The following is a 20,346-nucleotide window of genomic DNA, read 5'->3' on the forward strand; positions in this document are numbered from 1 at the left end:
TGAATGCGCGCTCGCGTCATGTGTCATCGTGAAAGGCCAAGGAGATCATGCGTCGGCGGCTGGGAAGATTTCTTCCGATCGTCATGCTTGCGATGCTGGTGCAGATATTCGCGCCCGTTGCCGCGTGCCTGGCGTTCAGCCCGGCCACGATCGATCCGCTGGTGGGCGCGATATGCTCGCACGCGTCAGACACAAGCCTTTCGCAGGATCGCGAGGACGATCCGCAGCAGATGCACGGCGCCTGCTGCACCCTGTGTTGCCTCGTCCACCACGCCGCGGCACCGCCCCCGGATCCGCAAGCCTTCGAAGTCAGGATCGAGCGTGACGCAACCCGCGTCACCTGGCGCGACCTGATTTTCGACCTGCGGCCGCTCGCAGCCCACTCGAACGCGCAAGCGCGCGCGCCTCCCTTCATTTCCTGATTCAACACATCCGCTGGACCGCCGCGACATCTTCGCGTTCGCGGCGGTCCGATCTGTTTGATTGAACGCCGGGGGCGATTGCCCGGCATCAGGATATGTATCATGTCGAACGACACCGCCCTCGGCCGGGGCGGCGCGCTTTGCTGCGTGCTCGCAACCGTGGCCGCGATCGAATCCTGCTCGACTGCTTCCGCGCAGCCGAATTCCGATACCGTACTGCCGGCGGTTACGATCACCGAACCGGTCCGGCAATCCCTTCGATCCCAGCCGAACCGCGCCTCGCGCGCCTCCGCCGCACCACGCACAACGCGTCAATCGGCTTCGCGAGCCCCCGCGGTCACGCCGTCAGCCACCCTCCCCGCCACCGCGACCCACACGATGAATGCGGAAGGAGCGCCGGGCCCGCTGAATCTCGGTATCCCGAATGCGGCCGGCAGCCTCGTCGGGCTGACGCCGCGCGAGACACCGGCCACCGTCAACATCATCACACAGCAGGATATGCAGGAAAAAGGCCTCCGCACGATGGTGGAGACCTTCAACTCGGTTCCGGGCGTCATGTCCGGAAACCTCCCCGGCGAACCCGGCGTCATCTCCATGCGCGGGTTCTCCCGCGCAGCGACAGGATATGCGGTCGATGGCGTTCGCGCGCCAGACCCGCTGATCGTCTCCCGGGATTTCGACACCTTCAGTTTCGAGCGTGTCGAGATTCTGAAAGGGCCCGCGTCCGTCATTCAGGGTGTCGGCGCTTTGGCCGGAGCCGTGAATCTTGTAACCAAGCAGCCCAAGCTCGGCCAGGCAGGCGCCCAGGGCCTGTTGAGCTATGGCAGCTTCAACTCGCTGCGGACGGGCATCGATATCAACGCTCCGATCGGATCGAACGCGGCCGTCCGCTCCACGCTGAGTTACGGACAATCCGACGGCTTTATCAACGACACCCGATCGCGCAAGGTCGGCGCGACGACCGGCGGGACGCTCGCCCCGACCGACAGGCTTACCTTTACAGGCTCCGCCAGCTTCTTTCACGACGCGGACGCCCTATCAGGGCACTCCGCTGATCGCCCGCTCGCTGGCGCGCGATCCCACGAACCTCGTCTCGGCTCCCGGCGGGCTTGTGATCGACCGTTCGATTCGCAATCAGAATTATAATGTCGAGAACGGGCTGATGACGTCGGACACTGTCTGGCTGCGCGGCGGCGCCGAATACAGGCTGACCGACAACTGGACACTGAGGAACGATCTCAGTTTCTTCAAGGCCGACCGGTACTGGGCCAGTTCCGAAGACTTCACGTTTAATTCCGTGAGCGGCCTGCTCGACCGTTCGACAACAAAAATCACGCACGCGCACCAGATCTGGTCGGAACGCGCGGCGGCGTCCTACGACGGCGTCATCGGAGGGTTTCGTAACCGCTTCGCGGCCGGACTCGAATACACCGATACGGATTTCGGCTCGCACAGACGGTTCGGATCCACCACGCCGGTCGATCCGTTCAATCCGGCTCGCGGCTACTTCCCTGCCGATACGGCGGCGAACTTCCCGACCCGGCAGGATTTCACCAGTGGACTAAAAACCTTCGCAGCCTTCGCGGAGAACGCCGTCAACCTGACGCCGGACTGGCTGATGCTCGCCAGCATACGGCACGAGAGCATGAAACTCGATCGCCGGATCGACGATCTGAACACGGGTACGGTCGCCCGCTTCGACAAGACGTTCGACAATCTCTCGTGGCGGGTCGGAACGGTTTACAACGTAACGCCGGGGACGGCGTTATTTGGTCAGTATAATCGGGCCGCCATTCCGGTCTCGGGGCTTCTGCTCAGCAATATCGCCAACGGCCGGTTCGATCTGTCCACCGGAAGTTCGATCGAGGGCGGAATCAAATCGTCGCTCTGGGACAACCGTCTGGTGGCGACCGCTTCGGTCTATCAGATCGAGCAGAACAATATCCTGACCCGCGATCCGACAACGCCGGCATTGACGGTGCAGGGCGGCAGCCAGCGCTCACGCGGCGTGGAGCTGGACGTCGCGGTATCACTGACGCCGCAGTGGAAAGTGAACGCGAACGCGTCCTTCATCAAGGCGGAGTTTACCGAGTTGCGCAGCGCCACGCTTGATCTGCGCGGGAACCGTCCGATCAATGTGCCGGCACAGGCGTTCATGGTCTCGACCAGCTATCGGTTCGATCCGGTGCCACTGACAATCGGCGCATCGGCGCAGCATGTAGGATCGTTCTACACCGACACCGCCAACACCATCGAGGTGAGCGGGCGAACCCTGTTTGACGCCTGGCTGGCCTACGACATCGGCGGCGGAACGTTGCGGCTGCGCGGCCGCAATCTCACCAACGCATTCTATGCGAACTGGTCCGGATACAGTCCCACCCAGGTGTATCTCGGCGCGCCGCGCAACTTCGACCTCTCCTACAACATCAGGTTCTGATGCGTGAAACACGCCGTCTCGTCGATGCTCCAGCGAGCCGTTCCCTTTTCGATGTCCGAAAGCAAACGCCGATGCCCAACTCCTTCTCCGCCCTGGCTCTGCACCGCACGGTCTGGCGCTGGCATTTCTATGCCGGTCTCGTGGTTGCACCCTTCATGTTCATTCTCGCCGTGACGGGCGCGATCTATCTCTTCAATGACGAGATCAACGATGTGCTCCATCGTGACCTTCGCATCGTGACGCCGGTGTCCCATCCGGTGCCGCTCAGCAAGATGGCCGAGGCTGCGATCACCGCCTATCCGGGCGGAACGGTCACGCGCATCGATACGCCCCGTGCGCCGGATCGCAGCGTGGAAGTGTTCGTGACACCGGCGGCAGGTGATCCGGTTCGCGTGTTCGTCGATCCCGGCACCGGCCGGGTTCTCGGCTCCTATGTCTATGCCCGCACGCTGGTCGGCTTTGCCGACGTGGCTCACGGTTCGCTGATGCTGGGACGCATCGGCGACAATATCGTAGAGCTTGCGGCCTGCTGGGGCTTCATCCTGGTGGCGACGGGCCTTTACCTGCGGTGGCCGCGCGGCCGCTTCCGTCTCGGCGGCGTTCTCTATCCACGAATTATAGCGTTTTCGAGCGAAGTGGAATCCGGTTCGCGTGAAGAAAACGCGTCAAAACATAAAGACAGAGTCTTTCACCGCTTCCGTAAAGCGGTGAAAGTCTCTGTCCGGCGGGGACGGCCGTTCTGGAAGGAGTGGCACGCGGTGGTCGGAATGTGGTCCGCTTTCCTGATCATGTTCCTGATACTCACCGGCCTGCCCTGGGCATCCTTCTGGGGCGACTTGTTGCGCCGCGGCACCGACCTCGCCGGCATCGGCTATCCGGCAAGCCACAGGCTTCACGGAGCGGCGCCGTCCACGACGACGGTCAAGGACGTTGTGGGCAAGGCCGCGCCGTGGACGCTGGAGCAGGCGTCGATCCCGGATTCCGATCCGCATGCCGGGCATCATGGGCACATCACCTCCGAGCCCGCCGCGAAACGCTCGCTCGACGTCGACGACGTTGCCGTGATCCTGACGCGCGAGGGTTTGATGGCTCCGTATCGCCTGATACTGCCGAAGGACGCCAGCGGCGTATTCACCGCCTTCAGCTATCCCGATCAGCCGGAAACGCAGCGCACGCTCCATGTCGATCAGTATTCTGGCCGCGTGGTCGGCGATATTCATTTCGCGGACTACGGATGGGCCGCGAAGGCCGTGGAACTCGGCGTCCAGATCCACATGGGCAACTACTTCGGACGCCTCAACCAGATCGTGATGCTGATCCCCTGCATCGGCATCATCGTCCTGACGATCACAGGTCCCCTCATGTGGTGGCGGCGACGTCCGAAAGGAGAGTTTGGAGCACCCCAGCCGCTATCGTCTCCGCGGCTGCGCACGTCGGCGATGATCGTCATCGGGCTCTGCGTGATATTCCCGCTGGCGGGGGCGTCACTGGCTCTGGCGATGATTGCCGACCGGCTGTGGGAACAATCGTTTGCGTACCGGCTTCGGCCCAAACAGCGAGCGATCGGTGAATAGGCATGGCGCGCGGCAAAGCCCGTCGCGATGTGCCGGCGGCTTGCCTTGTGCGCCTTCCCTGGCCTATATCGGGCGCGGCCGTCTTGAGCGGCAGGACAGCCAGCGGTGCCCAGATGTCTTGGCTTTACCTTTTTCTTGCGGGCCTTGCTGAAACAGGATGGGCTATCGGCTTGAAGTACACGGACGGGTTCACGCGTCTGTGGCCGAGCGTGTTCACCGGTTTGGGAATGGCGCTCAGCTTCATGCTGTTGTCGATCGCGATTCGAACCTTGCCGGTCGGCACAGCTTACGCAATCTGGACTGGAATTGGGGCTACCGGAACAGCTCTGTTGGGCATGTGGCTTTTTGCCGAGCCCGCGACAACGGCGCGGTTCGCATGCCTGGGGCTGATCATCATCGGCATGGTCGGCCTCAAAGTCGTTTCACCTGCTTGAGCTTAACGAATTTCGGGGAAGGCTAAATGATGCTGGACACCTCTGGTCACCCTTCCAACCGTGAGCAGGATGAAAATCGCGCGAGGGACGATTCGCCGTCTGCGCCGCAGGCGTGCCCCGTCAGCTCCCATAACGAATGGGATCCGCTGGAAGAGGTAATCGTCGGCCGGCTCGAAGGCGCGACAATCCCTTCGAACCATCCAACGGTGACTTCCAATATTCCGGGTCTCGCCGCCAAAAAGGTTCACGCGCTTGTCGCCGGAATGCGGTTCCCCAAAATCATGTCGGAACCCGCTCAACGCGAGCTGGATGGGTTTATCAAGATTCTCGAGTCGTTTGGGATCAAGGTCCGCAGGCCGGATGCCATAGACTGGAAGCGCCGTTTCGGAACGCCCAACTGGCGTGCGAGAGGTTTCATCAATGCCTGCCCGCGCGATTCCATGCTGGTCATCGGCGATGAAATCATCGAGACGCCGATGGCATGGCCAACCCGCTATTTCGAGACTCATTCCTATCGGACGCTCCTGAAGGAGTACTTCCGGGCCGGGGCTCGCTGGACATCGGCGCCGAAACCCGAACTGAGGAAAGAGCTATTCGACGACGCCTATCGTATTCCAAAGGAAGGCGATCCCATCGGTTATGTCCTGACCGAATGGGAGCCGGTCTTTGATGCGGCTGACTTCATGCGTTGCGGCCGGGATCTCTTTGTTCAGAAGAGTAACGTGACCAACGCAATGGGCATCGAGTGGCTGCGGCGGCATTTGTCGGATCGTGGCTATCGTATCCACGAGATCGAAAGCCGCTGTCGCATGCCGATGCACATCGATACGACTTTCGTGCCGCTGGCGCCTGGTAAAGTTCTCGTCAATCCGGAGTACCTGGATATCAGCCGCCTGCCTCCCATCCTGAAAGATTGGGAGATCCTGGTCGCACCAGAGCCGAACCCGATCGAAGACCGGTTGCTCAAGATCACCTCCATGTGCGGCAAGTGGTTGAGTATGAACGTTCTGACTCTCGACGAGAAGCATGTCGTCGTCGAGCGGCATCACACATCGATGATCAAGGCATTGGAGAAATGGGGCTTTGAGCCGGTGCCTTGCGATTTCCTGCACTATGGCGCGTTTGGCGGCGCGTTTCATTGCGCAACGCTCGACATTCGGCGACGGGGCAGCCTCGAAAGCTACTTCTGATCATCCGTTCCGTGTCGAGCCGGAGGACATGCTTCGCCCGGAAACGCTATGAGCGGATCACAAGACGTTGCCCGGCCCGATCGATTTCATCGCTTGAGGCAGCAAAACCGGGCTTCCATCGTCGTGATGCTGAATATCAACACAGACTTCGAACACCCTTCGGATCAACTCGTCGGTGATTGTTTGCGCGGGACGGCCATCGGCGGCCACAGCGCCACGGTGAATCACAATAATGCGGCTGGCGAATCGAACGGCGAGATTAAGGTCGTGCAGGATCGCGATCACGGCTGTCCCGTTGCGGGCGCGCCGGCTGGCGATTTCGACCAGTTCGATCTGATGGCGCAGATCCAGACTTGATGTCGGCTCATCGAGCAGGAGTAATCCCGGCCCATGAAGCGCTTCGCCGCACGCCAGTTGAACGAGGACACGCGCGAAATGGGTGCGCTGCTGTTCGCCGCCCGAGAGCGTCGGCAGTTGCCGGCTACGGAGCGGACGGACGGCAACCTCGTCCATGGCCGCCTCGACAAGCGGATGCGCGGCGGCGATTCCCATGTCGCCCGCCCCCATGCGGACGATCTCCTCGACCGTGAATGGAAACGTGACGTTGACGTGCTGCGACAGCGTCGCGCGATGGGTTGCCAATTGTGATGCGGAGTAGGATCTCAGATCGGCCTGCTTGAGTTCGATACGTCCTTGCGTCGGCTGGAGATCGCCGGAAAGCAGGCGAAGAAGGGTAGACTTTCCGGCACCATTGGGACCAACGATCGCAACCATCTCTCCGTTTCCGACGCTGAGGTCGATCCCATCGACCAGCGTCGCGCCGTTGATCCGCATCGTCACTGAGTGCGTTTCGATGATCGGCCTCATAGCCCGGCCAGCCCCCGCTGCCGAAGCAGGATCGCAAGGAAAAACGGCGCGCCGATCGCCGCCGTCAAAATACCGATCGGCATTTCAGCGGGCGCGACAATGGTCCGGGCCAGCGTGTCGGCGCCGACAACCAGAATCGCACCGAGAAGCGCCGATGCCGGAAGCAGCATCCTGTGACCAGGGCCGATCATCAATCGAAGGAGGTGCGGCACAACAATGCCGATGAACCCGACGACCCCGCAGATCGAGACCGCGACTCCGGTCATGGCCGATATTAGAACGATCGATGCCCGCTTCAACCGTTCGACATTGATCCCGCTATGGAATGCTTCGGACTCGCCCAGCACGAGAAGGTCCAGCCCCCGGCCGATCCGGAAGCACGCGACGACGCCGATGACGAGGACCGGCGCAATCGTCAGCGCCTTGCTCCAGGTCGCGCCGCTCAGCGAACCAAGCATCCAGAACGTGATGTCGCGCAGCTGCCGGTCATCCGCGATGAACACCAGAAGCCCAAGCCCGGCATTGGCGATCGCGGCGATCGCCAGGCCCGCCAGAAGAAAAATCGCGATGGACGTCCGTCCCGTGCGGCTGGCAATGCCGTAGAGGACAAATGTGGTGACAAGCGAACCCAGGAACGCCGCCAGCGGCAGGACCGCATTCTGCATGAATCGGAAGGTGTCGCCGTAACTGCTGTCAATCAGAACAATGGCGCTCGCAGCGGCAAACGCACCACCGCTGGAAACGCCGACCAGCGCCGGATCGGCCAGCGGATTCCGAAACAGGCCCTGCATGATTGCGCCGGCCGTCGCAAGCAGACCGCCAACGACGGCGGCGGCCAGAATGCGCGGGATCCGGATCGACCAGAGCACGAGTTGATCGCGCGCGAGCAGCGTACCGGCCTGTTCACTCGTCCAAAGTCCCAGCGCCACCGGCACGCGGCCAAGAGGGATGCCTGCGGCGCCCACGGTCACCGCGGCGATCGCCACGCCCGACAATAACAGCAGCAGGCAGCCATACAGAAGGGCGGGAGCAGGGCGCGAACTCGCGCTCCTGAGGGATGGTTCTGCGCTTCCGACCCCGTCGATCGCGGTCATTTCACGCAATCAACGGTCGGCGCCGCGGGAGTGAACTTGTCGATCTCGGACGCGAGCGTCGGGTAGAGTCGAATCGACAGATCGCGCGCGGCGGCCGCGGTTCGTGGACCGAACCCGAGAAGATAAAGTCCCTCCATGGAAATGAACGATTTGTTCGCCGTAGCCGGCGTCAATGCAAAGGCGGGATGCTGATAGATGGTGTCCGGCGTCAGCGAGTCCTTGCCCCTGTCGATGGACAGGACAACATCAGGCTTGGCGGCAACAATCGCCTCGTCGCTGATCGGCTTATAGCCTTCATACTCAGTGATGGCGTTGATGCCTCCAGACAGCTTGATGATCTCGTCGGCGGCGGTATGACGCCCCGCCGCCATGGCGCGGCCGTTCACGAGCGACATCACGAACATGACGCGAACCGGCTTCTCAATCCTGGCTCGCAGGCCTTTCAGTTGAGCGAGATCCCGGGCAACGGCCGCGGTGAGACAGGCGGCGCGCCCGTCCGCTTTCAGCGCGTGTCCCACCAGGGAAATCTTGTCGAGAATACCCTGCTCGGAATAGGTCTCGGGCACAAGAACAAGCGGCACCTTCGCCGCCTGCAGAACGTCAAGCGTTTCCTTCGGCCCCGATCCCTGCATCGCAAAGATCACCGACGGGTTCAATCCGAGGACGCCCTCCGAGGACAACTGACGCATATAGCCGACATTCGGCATCTTCAGAGCCGCCGCGGGATAAAGGCTGGTTGAATCGACGCCGACGATATGGCTCTCAAGTCCAAGCGCATAGAGAATCTCAGTGACCGCACCGCCGATGGCGACGATGCGCGAGGGATCGTCGACCGTAATGTCGTGACCGCTCGCGTCGCGCACCGTGATTCCGTCGGATCGTGACGGCACGGAAGGCAGGATTGTCGCCACCGCCGCCGTTGCAAGAACACAAGCCACGGCTGGCCATCGTGAGAACGATCTGGAATGCAGGTTCATTTGGTCAAGATCAGCTTATTCTGCGACGTCAGCCGCAAGCGATAATTCTCTGCTCCGTGCGCGATAATGACTTCACGACCATCGGAGAATAGTTCTTTACTGTCGAGCATGCCTTCTCGCATCGTGATGCTGCGCTCTCCAACGAGGACAGTGGCTTCATCATTCTTTAAAGCCTGGTGTTTCTTCCGCGATATTTCCGGCATTCAGCCGCTCAGCCTGTTTTGAGATGCTAGAACTCTTTACAGGTACGTGCCGCTTCAGACCAACCGTCGAAATTTACAATCTCTATAAACATGTGAGCGAACGGTTGACCTCGTTGAAATGGCTTCTTACTCCCAACACAGCACATGTGTTCCCGTGGAGAATGCATGTCACCGTAGGCAGCCAGCAAGCCACTGCATTCTTGCAACGCCCGCTAGCCACCCGACTTCAAAATTACGTTACAGCGTGGAGCGCGGGACAATGGTGGTCGGCGGAGCTAGGCGTTTGTGCGCCTTGAAGATGGGATTTCTCGTTGTTTCGTTATCGTTGATCGCCGCCGACGTGACCTCCGCACAACAAACGCCAGACGCCACGTCCTCGGCGCAATCGACCGAGCCGCCGGATCCAGAAAACCGCAAGCGAGAAGCCTCGCGTCAACCGGCGGCCAACGAGACGACAGTTCTCAACCCTCAAGCGCGGACCGGCTCCCAGACCGTTGTTCCGCTCGATATGATCACCGTGACGTCGACAAAGACAGGCGAGCGCGCGATCGATGCGCTTGCGCCGGTCAGCGGACTTACGCTTGAGCAGATCCAGGGACTCCAGGCAGGAAGAATATCGGATATCTTCCGTGTCATGCCGGGTGTTTCATTCGAGGACCGCGGCGACAGCCCGTCCAACTCCATCAACATTCGCGGCTTGCAGGATTTTGGCCGGGTTGCCGTTGTTGTCGACGGCGCTCGTCAGAATTATCAGCGGAGCGGCCATAACGCCAACGGCGCCTTCTTCCTGGATCCGGAGTTGATCGGCTCGGTGGACGTCACGCGCGGACCGACCGCCAATATCTATGGATCCGGCGCGATTGGCGGCGTGGCATCTTTCCGGACCAAGGATATCAATGACATTCTTCGTCCCGGCGAGAACTGGGGCGTCGATATGACCGGCTGGTACGGCACCAACAACAATCACGTACTGGGGTCGATCTTCGGCGGCGTTCGTCTCGATCCGACCGTGGACGTGTTCGGAGGCGCCGTCTATCGCACTCAAGGAAACTACAAGGACGGCGCGGGCACGGAGATCGGTAATACCGGCAACGACATTGCGGCCGGGTTGATGAAAGTCACCGTCCACCCCGCCGAGGGGCACGAAATCAAGCTGGGCGGACTGTTCCAGGATTACCAGTACAATATCGGCCAGTTCAACAGGGGCCCCACGATCACGGCCGCTCAACGGGCACTCAATCAAGGCTCATCCGTCTATGCCTCGGATACCAAGAACTACACGGGTACACTGAGCTGGCGCTACGCGAAGCCGGACGACATGTTGTTCGACTGGAATATATCCCTGTACGGCAATCGCGTCGATAACGATCAGACTAAGACGCATCACTACTCGACCGCCGGCGCGGCTTACTGCGGTCCCGGCGTCGCCGGCAACAACATCTCCGGATGCGTCGGCGATCGGAGAAGTTATCTGATCGACACGATCGGTCTCGATGTCCATAACACGTCCCGCTTCGATATCGGGAACTGGCAGAATGCCCTCACTTACGGCTTCGACGCTTTCAACGACAATGTCGAGACCACAGATTCGCGCGGCAACTCCAATATTACGACTCCCAGCGGAAGCCGCACCGCTTCCGGAGGTTTCGTACAGCTTCAGAACAGATACGGCAGCTGGCTGGAAGTGATCAGCGCGCTTCGCTACGATCATTACGAGCTTCATTCCGTAGGGACGGCGCTGGGCCAGACAACGTCCAGCGGCGATCGGCTCTCTCCCAAGATAACCATCGGCGTAACACCGGTTGCTGGATTTACACCCTACGCCAGTTACGCCGAAGGCTATCGCGCGCCCTCGATAACTGAAACCTTGATCGCGGGTGGTCATGCCACGGGTGGCGGCCCCGCTCTCTTCAACTGCCCGGATGGCACCAGCGGGCTGTTCTGCTTGCTGCCGAATCCGAACCTGCGACCCGAAGTCGGCAAGACCAAGGAAATTGGCATCAATCTCAAATACAATGGCGTGTTCGCCGCCAACGATGCGCTGCGCGCCAAGTTCAACGTCTTCCGCAATGATGTCGACAACTATATCGACCTGCTCCCCTCGGCTCCGACGATGACAATGTTCGGTCCTTTCAGTCAGTACTACCAGTACCAGAACATCGCGGACGCCAGGATCCAAGGTTTCGAGTTCGAAACCAATTACGATGCCGGCGACTGGTTCGTCGGCGTGGCCGGCAATGTCCAACGCGGAAGAAACATGACGACAAATGTCGGCCTGGCCACCGTGCAGCCGCGCAAGGTCACGACGACCGCCGGTGTGCGGTTGCTGGATCGAAAGCTGATCGCGTCAGCGCAATGGTCGTCCTATGCAGCGCTGACCGACCTTCCTGCCGGTTACCTGCCTTCGACAGCCTATAATCTGGTGCACCTGTTCCTGACCTATCAGGCGGCCCAGGATGTCGTATTGACCGCGTCGGTTCAGAACCTGTTGAATGAATACTATCGGCCTTACGCGATACCGGGCTCGTCGACTGACGGCACGAGCCAGAATGACGTCCTGTTCGCCAGCCCTGGCCCCGGGATTGTTTTCAGGGCAGGCTTGAGGGTACATTTCGGCGGGGTCTGATATCGTTATTGTGATTGTGCCGATGGGCGACGCTGATAAGCTGGAGTCCGGTCCAACTGCGCTGAACCAGACCCTAACCTTGACTTCTTGACCGAGCATGACCTCATCCGAAAACCGGTTTCCACTTTTTGGAATCATGCTCTAGCGCGGCTCTCCTTCTGTTATTCTGACTTGCAGGTATGGGGAGATGCAGAATACACAACATCAAGCGTAAAACTGGAGGATACTAGAATGTTCATCGCAATGAACCGTTTCCAGGTTAAATTGGGCTCGGAAGCGGCTTTCGAAAACGTTTGGACGACGCGTGAATCCTACCTTGGAGCCATGCCGGGATTCATCGAGTTTCATCTCCTGAAGGGACCAAAAGCCGAGGATCACACGCTTTATTCGAGCCACACGACCTGGGTTGATCGCGCGGCGTTTGAAGGATGGACGAAGTCTGAAGCGTTTCGCAAAGCGCACGCCCGCGCCGACAATCAGACAGGAGCGAGCCTGTATCTCGGCCATCCGAAGTTCGAAGGTTTCGAGATCATCCAGAGCGAGCGGAAGTCCGACGCCGCCGCCTGAAGTCGCAATCGACCCATCGCATCACTGGAGGATTAACGTGACCGGCGCGATTGCTTCGGATCTGAGGACCTATCTTGCGGAGAATCCCGGCGCGGTAATCGAGGATGTGGCGCGCGACCGTCATGTGTCGCCCCGCGCAGTGATCGAGGCGCTGCCATCCGATATGGTCAAACTGTGTCAGGGCAGCGCGTTCGCAGACGCGATGCAGGATATCACGCAATGGGGAGAGGTTACTCTCATCGTTCATACCGCTGACGCCATCTTCGAATTCACCGGACCGGTTCCGAGCGGCGAGATCGGCCGTGGCTATTTTAACCTGATGCAGCCGAAGGGCCTGCACGGCCATCTGCGGCATGAGAGATGCGCCGCTATTGCCTTTGTCGAACGCCCCTTCATGGGCAAGTCTTCGGCATTCGTAGCCTTCCTGAATGTCGACGGCGGCGTGATGTTCAAGGTATTCGTGGGACGGGACGAGACAAGAGCGTTGCGGCAGGATCAACTGGAACGATTTCGCGCGCTTGCTGATCGTTTGGGCGCCGTGCCGGCAAACGAGGAGATTCGTTCATAGAGAGCCGCGGATTCCGGGTTAGAGCCCGTTAGCTCGACCGACGACGATCCGGCACGGATGGTTCAATGGCTCCATCATCCTCGATGCGGCGTTCAACTCCGGGCTTATATCAGCCCCGTCTCAGACCCAGCGAGCGATCCGACGGACGATCGGGATGCCTGCGGGTTGCACTCTGCGACAGCAAATGATCGGTATGGTAGCCTCTCCGGAAAGATGCGGCTGAATTTGCACGGAGATGCCCGAGAAATGACTGATCGAACCTGCTGCATTGTCGGGGCCGGCCCGGCCGGCCTGATGTTGGGTCTGCTGCTGGCGCGCGCGGGCATCGACGTGACCGTGCTGGAGAAGCACGGCGATTTCCTGCGCGATTTTCGTGGCGATACAGTCCATCCTTCCACCCTCGAAGTGATGCATGAACTCGGACTGCTTGAGGAACTCCTGAAGCTGCCGCACACGCAGGCTCCGAGATTGCACGCCGAGATCGACGGTAAGGACATCACCATCGCGGACTTCTCGCGCCTGCCGACGAAGTGTCGTTTCATCGCGTTCATGCCGCAATGGGACTTTCTTGATTATATCGCGCGAGAGGCGGCCAGGTTTACGAACTTCAGGCTGATTATGCAGGCGGAGGTGACGGAACTTATCGAGGAGAACGGCCGGATCGTCGGAGTCCGGGCTGCCACGCCGGGCGGCGATCTGAACATCAGAACCGCGCTGGTCGTCGGAGCCGACGGGCGCAATTCGATCGTGCGGGAGAAGGCGGGCCTGCAGATCGAGCGGTTTGGGAGCCAACGGGACGTGCTGTGGATGAAGCTCTCGCACATGCCCGACGACCCACCCTACGTCATGGGCCATGGCGGACCGCGGCAGGGTTTCGTCATGATCGACCGCGGCGACTATTGGCAATGCGGCTACGTCGTGCGGAAAGGCTCGTTCGATGACGTAAAGGCCACGGGTCTCGACGCCTTCCGCGCAGCCGTCGCTTCGATCTCGCCGCTGCCGCCGGAACGTATGGACGAGGTGACGTCGTGGGATGACATACACGTGCTGAGCATCCGCATCGACCGCCTGAAGAACTGGTGGTGGCCGGGCCTTCTCTGCATCGGTGACGCCGCCCATGCGATGTCGCCGATCGGCGGCTTCGGCGTCAACCTTGCAGTTCAGGACGCGGTCGCCGCCGCAAACATCATCGCCGAGCCGTTACGCGACGGCAGGCTGACGGACAAGCATTTGGCTGCGGTCGAGGCGCGCCGATCGTTCCCGACAAAGGCGACGCAGAAAGTGCAACTGATGATGCAGGGCGCCCACCGCAAGCGTGAAGCAGCCGATAACGGACGACGGGACGGACCGCCCTCCTTCATGCGGCGCATCGCCCGATGGCCGATCCTTGCTCATCTGGCGGGCCGCCTCGTAGGGCTCGGCTTCAGAACCGAACATGTGCGTGAGCGAGCGCCGCGTGTCACGCGCACCAGGAAAAGCGCGTCCGCATGACAGCCCATCACGCCAGGAATACTGCTGCGCCGATCGAGCTTGCGGACCTTTTGTTCATGATGTCGGACTAAGCCGGCGGCCTGAACTGAGCGCGTAGCTTTCTTGCGTTGGGTTTGCAACCCAGAATTGAAAAATCCAACAATCAAACGACCTTCATCATAAAATTCGCGCGCTGTACCGTTGCACGTCCTATGCAACACCTTCGTTATATGCATACATATATATCCATGCTTATAGCCCAGGAAGACCAGATGCCGTCTGATCGTCGTCATGCGCGTTTCCACTTTCTCAGATTTCTTTCATTGCCAATCCTGGTGGCTCTGTGTGGAAACGCATGGGCTCAAGACATCACGCTCCCGACGATCGATGTGCAGGGCCGCCCAGATAGCAGCGCGAATGCTGACATTACTCGCGATTACAAAGTCAATCGCGTCGAGGTCGGACCCTTGGGCAAGCGACCGTTGATCGACACTCCGTTCTCGGTCAACACGGTATCTGAAGGATTTGCTGAGAATCGGCAGATTCAAAGCGTCCGCGAAGCCTTTCGATTCATCCCCTCAGTTCAGTGTTGATTTCCACTGAGAGTTGACCCGGGATTTCCACCGAGAAGTGACCCGCCTTGATGATGTGTTCTGGGTCAGGTTGTCGTCAAGTTGCGCGCTTTCTCCTTTGCGGGTTTTGGCGGTTTCGCGGAACTGGTCTTGAAGCGGAAGCTGTCGTTTCCTGTCTCGACGATGTGGCATCGGTGGGTGAGCCGGTCGAGGAGAGCGGCGGTCATCTTGGCGTCGCCGAAGACGCTGGCCCATTCGCCGAAGCTCAGATTGGTCGTGATGACCACGCTCGTCCGCTCGTAGAGCTTGCTCAGCAGGTGGAAGAGCAAGGCGCCGCCCGAGGCGCTGAACGGCAGGTAGCCGAGTTCGTCCAGGATGACGAGATCGGAGTGGCAGAGGCGCGCTGCGATCTGCCCGGCCTTGCCCTGAAGCTTCTCCTGTTCGAGGGCGTTGACGAGCTCGATGGTGGAGAAGAACCGGACGCGCTTACGATGATGCTCAATGGCCTGCACGCCGAGCGCGGTGGCGATATGCGTCTTGCCTGTACCGGGGCCGCCCACGAGGACGACGTTGTGAGCGTCTTCGAGGAACTCGCAGCGATGCAGCTGGCGCACGAGCGCCTCGTTGACCTCGCTGCTGGCGAAGTCGAAGCCGGTCAGGTCGCGGTAGGTTGGGAAGCGCGCCGCCTTGAGCTGGTAAGCCGTTGAGCGAACCTCCCTGTCAGCCGTCTCCGCCTTGAGGAGTTGCAACAGGACCGGCAGCGCCGCCTCGAAGGCGGGAGAGCCTTGCTCGGTCAGCTCGGCGACGGCCTGGGCCATGCCGTGCATCTTGAGGCTGCGCAACATGATGACGACGGCGCCGCTGGCGGGATTATGACGCATGGCGCGCCTCCCCAGTCTGACGCAGGGCGTCATATCGCTCGACGTCGGCCTGCGGCTCGCTCGTCAGCGTCAGGGCCTTGGGCGCCGGAACGGCAGGCGGGTCGAGCGGTTTGCCGTCCACCAGGCGGTGCAGCAGGTTCAGGATATGGGTCTTGGTGGGCGCGCCCGCCTCGATGGCCAGTTCGACGGCGGCGAGCACGGCCTGCTCGTCATGCTGCAGGACCAGGGCCAGGATCTCGACCATCTCCCGATCGCCGCCGGGCGTCTTGAGCAGGCGCTGTTGCAGGGAGCGGAACGCAGGCGGCAGTTCGGCGAAGGGGGCGCCGTTGCGCAGGGCTCCCGGCTTGCGCTGCAGGACGGCGAGGTAATGCCGCCAGTCGTAGACCGTCGTGCTCTGACGGTTATGGGAGCGGGCGAAGACGCGTCGATGCTCGCAGATGACCCGCCCCTCTGCGACGACGGCGATCCGCTCGGGATAGACGCGCAGGCTGACGGGCCGGTTGGCGAAGGAAGCTGGCGCGCTGTAGCGATTGCGTTCCAGATGAACGAGGCAGGTCGGCGAGACGCGCTTGACGTATTCGACGAAGCCGTCGAAGGGCCGGGTCATCTCCATCAGGCGCGGGGCTTCTTCAGCCCATGCGTCGGCGATGGAGCCGGGCCGGACGCCATGCGGAATCTCGGTCCAGAGCTCCCGGCATCGTCTCTCAAGCCAGTCGTTGAGCGCCGCCAACGATGCAAAGTTCGGCATGGGCTGCCAGAGCCGATGCCTGGCGTCCTGAACGTTCTTCTCGATCTGGCCTTTCTCCCAGCCTGATGCGGGATTGCAGAACTCGGCCTCGAACATGAAGTGGCTGACCATCGCCGAGAAGCGGGCGTTGACCTGGCGCTGCTTGCCCCGACCGACCTTGTCGACGGCGGTGCGCATGTTGTCGTAGATGCCCCGCTGCGGAACGCCGCCGAAGACCCGGAAGGCATGGTTGTGGGCGTCGAACAGCATCTCGTGGGTTTGCTGCGGATAGGCCCGCAAGGATGAAGGCGCGGCTGCAGGAGAGCTTGAAGTGGGCGACCTGCAGCTTGGTCCGCTCACCGCCGATGATCGCCCAGTCCTCCGACCAGTCGAACTGGAAGGCCTCGCCTGGCTGGAACGCCAGGGGCACGTAGGCGCCGCGACTGCTGGTCTGCTGCTCCCTCTGCCGGGCGGCCTTCCACTCGCGTGCGAACGCCGCCACGCGGTTGTAGGAGCCTTCATACCCGAGCGCGACCAGATCGGCGTGCAACTGCCGGATCGTCCGCTTCTGCTTGCGGGATCTGCCCGCCTCCAGCCGGAGCATGTGGGATAGCTTGTCGGCGTAAGGATCGAGCTTGCTTGCGCGCTCGGGGACGTTGAACCGGGGCTCCACGCTGTCCGCGCGCAGATACTTGCGGACCGTGTTCCTCGACAGACCTGTGCGCCGCGAGATCTCCCGGATCGAGAAATGGTCCCGATGGCGCCAGCGCCGGATGACGCTCAATAACTCCATGCTGATCACTCCGTTCTCTCCCGCTCTCATCGCGGGGAAAAGGTTCCAACATGGGTCAAATCTCGATGGAAAAACCTCAGCTTCCCGGGTCAACTCTCAGTGGAAATCAACACCTTCTCGATCAGGATGGCACAAGCTACGTCGACAATGGGCGGCTGAAACGCCAGCTCGCCAGCTTCAGCGGTGATATCCGCCTGGGCCCCGACACGGTTCTCGAGACCAATGCAAGCATCTATCATTACCTGACAAGGGGGCTTCCAGGAACTTTTGCGGTTGCAAACAACGTCGTCTTTCCCGCCGCCGTCGATCCCACCCGGGTTGGTTACGGTCAACCGTGGGGAGGCGACGACAACACGACAACGTTTCTGAGCGGGCGCATCAAGCATGATATCAACGAGAACTGGAGATTCTCCGCAGGCGTCTCGCGCAATACAAGCGATCGCGCCTCCACCGTTCCGACAAATACGATCAGGAGCAACGCCGGGAATTTCGTAACGACAGCAGCGACGACGACTTTCAGTCTCGACACCGTCGACAGCAATCAAGCCGCCCTGAACGGCCGCTTTGAGACGGGCCCGATCAAGCACGACCTGTTTCTCGCCACAAACGGCTTCCTTTGGAATCGCTACACGCCGTTCAACAGAGGCGCGATCACTGTCGGGAGCGCGAGCCTCGGCAATCCCTTGGTCTTCAGTGAGCCGAACTTTCCGGATTTCAAGGATCGCTACCGATCCGCATACACCTTCCAGCAATCGATCACGCTGGGTGACACCGTTGCTTTCAACGATCAATGGTCGGTACTTCTCGCAGTCAGCAACAGCTGGATAAACACCTCCAACTACAATAGCGTTGGCAGTCTCACGGGCGGCTATCATGCCAGCGGATGGAGTCCGCTCGGCGGCATTATGTTCAAACCACGCGAGAACGTAACGACCTATGTCACCTACGCGAACAGCTTGCAGCAAGGCGACAGTGCGCCGGCCGGCACAGTCAATCAGGGCGAGGCTCTGGCTCCCTTTCGAAGCAATCAGTATGAACTCGGCGCCAAATTCGATCTCGGGCGCATCAACCTGAATGCCGCGCTCTATAGAATAGAGCGGCCTTATGCCTACACCGGATCGGATAATGTCTTTTCCGTAAAGGGCACGCAGATCAATCGTGGCGTTGAACTGATGGCGTCCGGAGCGATCAATAATGAATGGACGGTGTTCGGCGGAATGACGTTCATCGACCCCCGGCTCTACAATACAGGCTCGCCTCAAACCGATGGCCGACGTATTCTCGGCCTGTCGCAATTCGTCATGAACTGTCTGGTCGAATATCACGTTCCCGCTGTTCAAGGACTGACGTTCACCGCAAACGTCAATTACGGGACGAACCGTCCGACAGACTACGCGAACACGTCCTTTGTTCCGGACTACGCCGTCCTCAATCTCGGCATGCGCTACGCGCAGCTTGTTGCCGGAAAGTCGGTCACGTTCAGGTTTGACGTTTTCAACGTCACGGATCTCCACTATTGGGCCAATGTGACGCCGGCCGCTCAAAATGGCTATAACGCGACAGGTTCAGCTACCGGCATGTTGGGCGCTCCGCGGACCGTTCGCGCGTCGCTACAGGTTGAACTATGATGGCCAGGTTTATCGCAATCGCATGTGTGAGTGTTTTCACCCTGGTCGCAACCGGCACATTCCAAGCGGGCGCGCAGGAACATCCGCGGGAACAGATGGCCCCCTTACGGGTGTTTGCAGCTGGAAGCACGCGCGGCGTCCTCGCCGCGATCGCAGAAGATTATACCAGGGCGACGGGTCAGAGATTTGAACTCACATTCGGCCCGGCCGGCCTGCTCCTGAACAGAATTCGGAAGGAAGGCGGCGCCGATGTGTATGTTTCCGCCAACATGCAGCATTCGCAACGACTTTTCCAGGAAGGCGGCGGCACCCGCCCCGTCATCTTCGCCAGAAATCGACTATGTGTGACGGGCCGCTCGGAGCTTGGCCTCACGCAAGAAACTCTGCTCGATAAACTACTCGCACCATCCATGAAGATCGGCACATCGACGCCCGGCGCAGATCCGGGTGGTGATTACGCGCAAGAGTTTTTTGATCGAGCAGAGACCGTTCGCGCCGGGGCGAAAGAACGGCTCATCAAGAACGCGCGGCAGCTGGTTGGCGGACCAACCAGCCCTAAATTGCCCGCGGGAGAAACCGCCGTACATTACTTTTTCTCGCGCCACGAGGCTGATGTCTTCATCGGGTACTGCAGCTCACATACAAAGATCGGCATCAAGACTGAGAAGCCTTCGGATGTCGCAACCACGCGGATTGAAGTGCCTCCACCACTCACGATGCCTATCAACTATGGGCTGACGATACCGACAACAAACGAGAAAGAAGATCGCAGCAAAGCCGCTTATCGCTTCGCGCTATATTTGATGTCTCCGGATGCGCAGCGACGCCTTCCGGAATATGGCTTCCTTGCAGGCGGCGGACCTTAGATCACCTTGTTGAAGTGTCATCTTCGGTTCGGCAATGCTCCTTGTTAGGCTCTATCGATTATACTCTACGACATGCATCGCGCTCACATGCCGGAGTATAGAATCGTTACGCAGACAAGACGGACCGCGATAGACTGTACCCGGCGCAATGACATCGTCCTCGATTCCTTCATGGGGTCCGGCACCACGCTTCTCGCTGCGGAGCGTGTGGGCCGACGAGTCTACGGCATCGAAATAGACCCGCTCTACGTCGACACGGCCATACGACGGTGGATCGCGACCTACAAGAGCGATGTCATCCTGGAGGGTACGAACCATACGTTCGATGAAGTCGCCGCCAATCGCTTGGGAGGTGCATGATGGCACCGTCCCGAAAAGCGTCATCCTCAAAATCACCGGCGCGGGCGCATCTTAAGGGTCAAACCGCGAAGGGGCACATCGAAGCGACTG

The 20,346-nt window shown here is 60.4% G+C and carries 19 protein-coding genes and 1 pseudogene; 14 read left to right on the top strand and 6 right to left on the bottom strand.

What is annotated here, in order from left to right:
- Positions 1-47: 47 nt before the first annotated feature.
- From ACMYR2_RS12735 to ACMYR2_RS12760, 6 genes are all read left to right on the top strand, one after another.
- Positions 48-422 (top strand): DUF2946 domain-containing protein, encoded by a 375-nt coding sequence (locus ACMYR2_RS12735; RefSeq protein WP_347264090.1) that lies wholly within the window; start codon positions 48-50, stop codon positions 420-422.
- 102 nt (positions 423-524) lie between these two features.
- A complete protein-coding gene (locus ACMYR2_RS12740; protein WP_416193032.1) occupies positions 525-1,568 on the top strand; it encodes a TonB-dependent receptor plug domain-containing protein in 1,044 nt (347 codons plus the stop codon).
- A gap of 16 nt (positions 1,569-1,584) precedes the next feature.
- Positions 1,585-2,859 carry a TonB-dependent receptor gene (locus ACMYR2_RS12745; RefSeq protein ID WP_416193033.1) on the top strand — a complete coding sequence of 425 codons (1,275 nt, stop codon included), beginning with the start codon at positions 1,585-1,587 and terminating at the stop codon, positions 2,857-2,859.
- Between the two features lie 71 nt (positions 2,860-2,930).
- On the top strand, positions 2,931-4,433 hold the full coding sequence (locus ACMYR2_RS12750; RefSeq protein WP_416194095.1) for a PepSY-associated TM helix domain-containing protein: 1,503 nt from the start codon (positions 2,931-2,933) through the stop codon (positions 4,431-4,433).
- A gap of 113 nt (positions 4,434-4,546) precedes the next feature.
- Positions 4,547-4,867, top strand: coding sequence for a multidrug efflux SMR transporter (locus ACMYR2_RS12755; protein WP_347264096.1), 321 nt, complete (start codon positions 4,547-4,549; stop codon positions 4,865-4,867).
- A 26-nt stretch (positions 4,868-4,893) separates the two neighbouring features.
- On the top strand, positions 4,894-6,057 hold the full coding sequence (locus ACMYR2_RS12760; protein ID WP_347264087.1) for an amidinotransferase: 1,164 nt from the start codon (positions 4,894-4,896) through the stop codon (positions 6,055-6,057).
- Positions 6,058-6,114: 57 nt separating this feature from the next.
- On the opposite strand, the gene ACMYR2_RS12765 is transcribed toward ACMYR2_RS12760, so the two are convergent.
- From ACMYR2_RS12765 to hemP, 4 genes are read right to left on the bottom strand one after another with little or no spacing between them, the layout of a single operon-like run.
- Positions 6,115-6,924 carry a heme ABC transporter ATP-binding protein gene (locus ACMYR2_RS12765; protein ID WP_347264086.1) on the bottom strand — a complete coding sequence of 270 codons (810 nt, stop codon included), beginning with the start codon at positions 6,922-6,924 and terminating at the stop codon, positions 6,115-6,117.
- Complete coding sequence (locus ACMYR2_RS12770) at positions 6,921-8,018, bottom strand: iron ABC transporter permease (RefSeq protein ID WP_347264085.1); 1,098 nt, start codon at positions 8,016-8,018, stop codon at positions 6,921-6,923. Before ACMYR2_RS12770 ends, ACMYR2_RS12765 begins: the two co-directional genes overlap by 4 nt.
- A complete protein-coding gene (locus ACMYR2_RS12775) occupies positions 8,015-8,995 on the bottom strand; it encodes a heme/hemin ABC transporter substrate-binding protein (RefSeq protein WP_416193034.1) in 981 nt (326 codons plus the stop codon). Before ACMYR2_RS12775 ends, ACMYR2_RS12770 begins: the two co-directional genes overlap by 4 nt.
- The gene (hemP, locus tag ACMYR2_RS12780; protein WP_347264083.1) at positions 8,992-9,198 is read right to left on the bottom strand and encodes a hemin uptake protein HemP; all 207 of its coding nucleotides are present in this window, start codon (positions 9,196-9,198) and stop codon (positions 8,992-8,994) included. The genes ACMYR2_RS12775 and hemP overlap by 4 nt, the downstream gene beginning before the upstream one ends.
- 298 nt (positions 9,199-9,496) lie before the next feature.
- Here hemP and ACMYR2_RS12785 point away from each other — a divergent pair, with 298 nt between their 5' ends.
- The 5 genes from ACMYR2_RS12785 (at position 9,497) to ACMYR2_RS12805 (ending at position 15,022) form a co-directional block, all read left to right on the top strand.
- A complete protein-coding gene (locus ACMYR2_RS12785; RefSeq protein ID WP_416193035.1) occupies positions 9,497-11,824 on the top strand; it encodes a TonB-dependent hemoglobin/transferrin/lactoferrin family receptor in 2,328 nt (775 codons plus the stop codon).
- 231 nt (positions 11,825-12,055) lie between these two features.
- On the top strand, positions 12,056-12,391 hold the full coding sequence (locus ACMYR2_RS12790) for an antibiotic biosynthesis monooxygenase (protein ID WP_347264095.1): 336 nt from the start codon (positions 12,056-12,058) through the stop codon (positions 12,389-12,391).
- 37 nt (positions 12,392-12,428) lie between these two features.
- Complete coding sequence (gene hutX, locus ACMYR2_RS12795; protein WP_347264081.1) at positions 12,429-12,959, top strand: heme utilization cystosolic carrier protein HutX; 531 nt, start codon at positions 12,429-12,431, stop codon at positions 12,957-12,959.
- Between the two features lie 246 nt (positions 12,960-13,205).
- Complete coding sequence (locus tag ACMYR2_RS12800) at positions 13,206-14,450, top strand: FAD-dependent oxidoreductase (protein ID WP_347264080.1); 1,245 nt, start codon at positions 13,206-13,208, stop codon at positions 14,448-14,450.
- 251 nt (positions 14,451-14,701) lie between these two features.
- A complete protein-coding gene (locus ACMYR2_RS12805) occupies positions 14,702-15,022 on the top strand; it encodes a hypothetical protein (protein ID WP_416193036.1) in 321 nt (106 codons plus the stop codon).
- A gap of 65 nt (positions 15,023-15,087) precedes the next feature.
- On the opposite strand, the gene istB is transcribed toward ACMYR2_RS12805, so the two are convergent.
- Positions 15,088-15,882: an IS21-like element helper ATPase IstB gene (gene istB, locus ACMYR2_RS12810; RefSeq protein WP_416193037.1), complete on the bottom strand. Its 795-nt coding sequence runs from the start codon at positions 15,880-15,882 to the stop codon at positions 15,088-15,090.
- Positions 15,872-17,402 (bottom strand): annotated as a pseudogene (gene istA, locus ACMYR2_RS12815) (IS21 family transposase). Before istA ends, istB begins: the two are co-directional and overlap by 11 nt.
- A gap of 50 nt (positions 17,403-17,452) precedes the next feature.
- Between istA and ACMYR2_RS12820 the strand changes: the two are divergent.
- The 3 genes from ACMYR2_RS12820 to ACMYR2_RS12830 all read left to right on the top strand — a co-directional run bounded on the left by ACMYR2_RS12820 (position 17,453) and on the right by ACMYR2_RS12830 (position 20,256).
- Positions 17,453-19,030 (top strand): TonB-dependent receptor, encoded by a 1,578-nt coding sequence (locus ACMYR2_RS12820; RefSeq protein WP_416193038.1) that lies wholly within the window; start codon positions 17,453-17,455, stop codon positions 19,028-19,030.
- Positions 19,027-19,896 (top strand): substrate-binding domain-containing protein, encoded by an 870-nt coding sequence (locus tag ACMYR2_RS12825; RefSeq protein WP_416193039.1) that lies wholly within the window; start codon positions 19,027-19,029, stop codon positions 19,894-19,896. The genes ACMYR2_RS12820 and ACMYR2_RS12825 overlap by 4 nt, the downstream gene beginning before the upstream one ends.
- Positions 19,897-19,983: 87 nt before the next feature.
- Positions 19,984-20,256 carry a DNA methyltransferase gene (locus ACMYR2_RS12830; protein WP_416193040.1) on the top strand — a complete coding sequence of 91 codons (273 nt, stop codon included), beginning with the start codon at positions 19,984-19,986 and terminating at the stop codon, positions 20,254-20,256.
- Positions 20,257-20,346: the final 90 nt, after the last annotated feature.

This window comes from Nitrobacter sp. TKz-YC01, assembly GCF_047824785.1.
GTDB lineage: Bacteria > Pseudomonadota > Alphaproteobacteria > Rhizobiales > Xanthobacteraceae > Nitrobacter.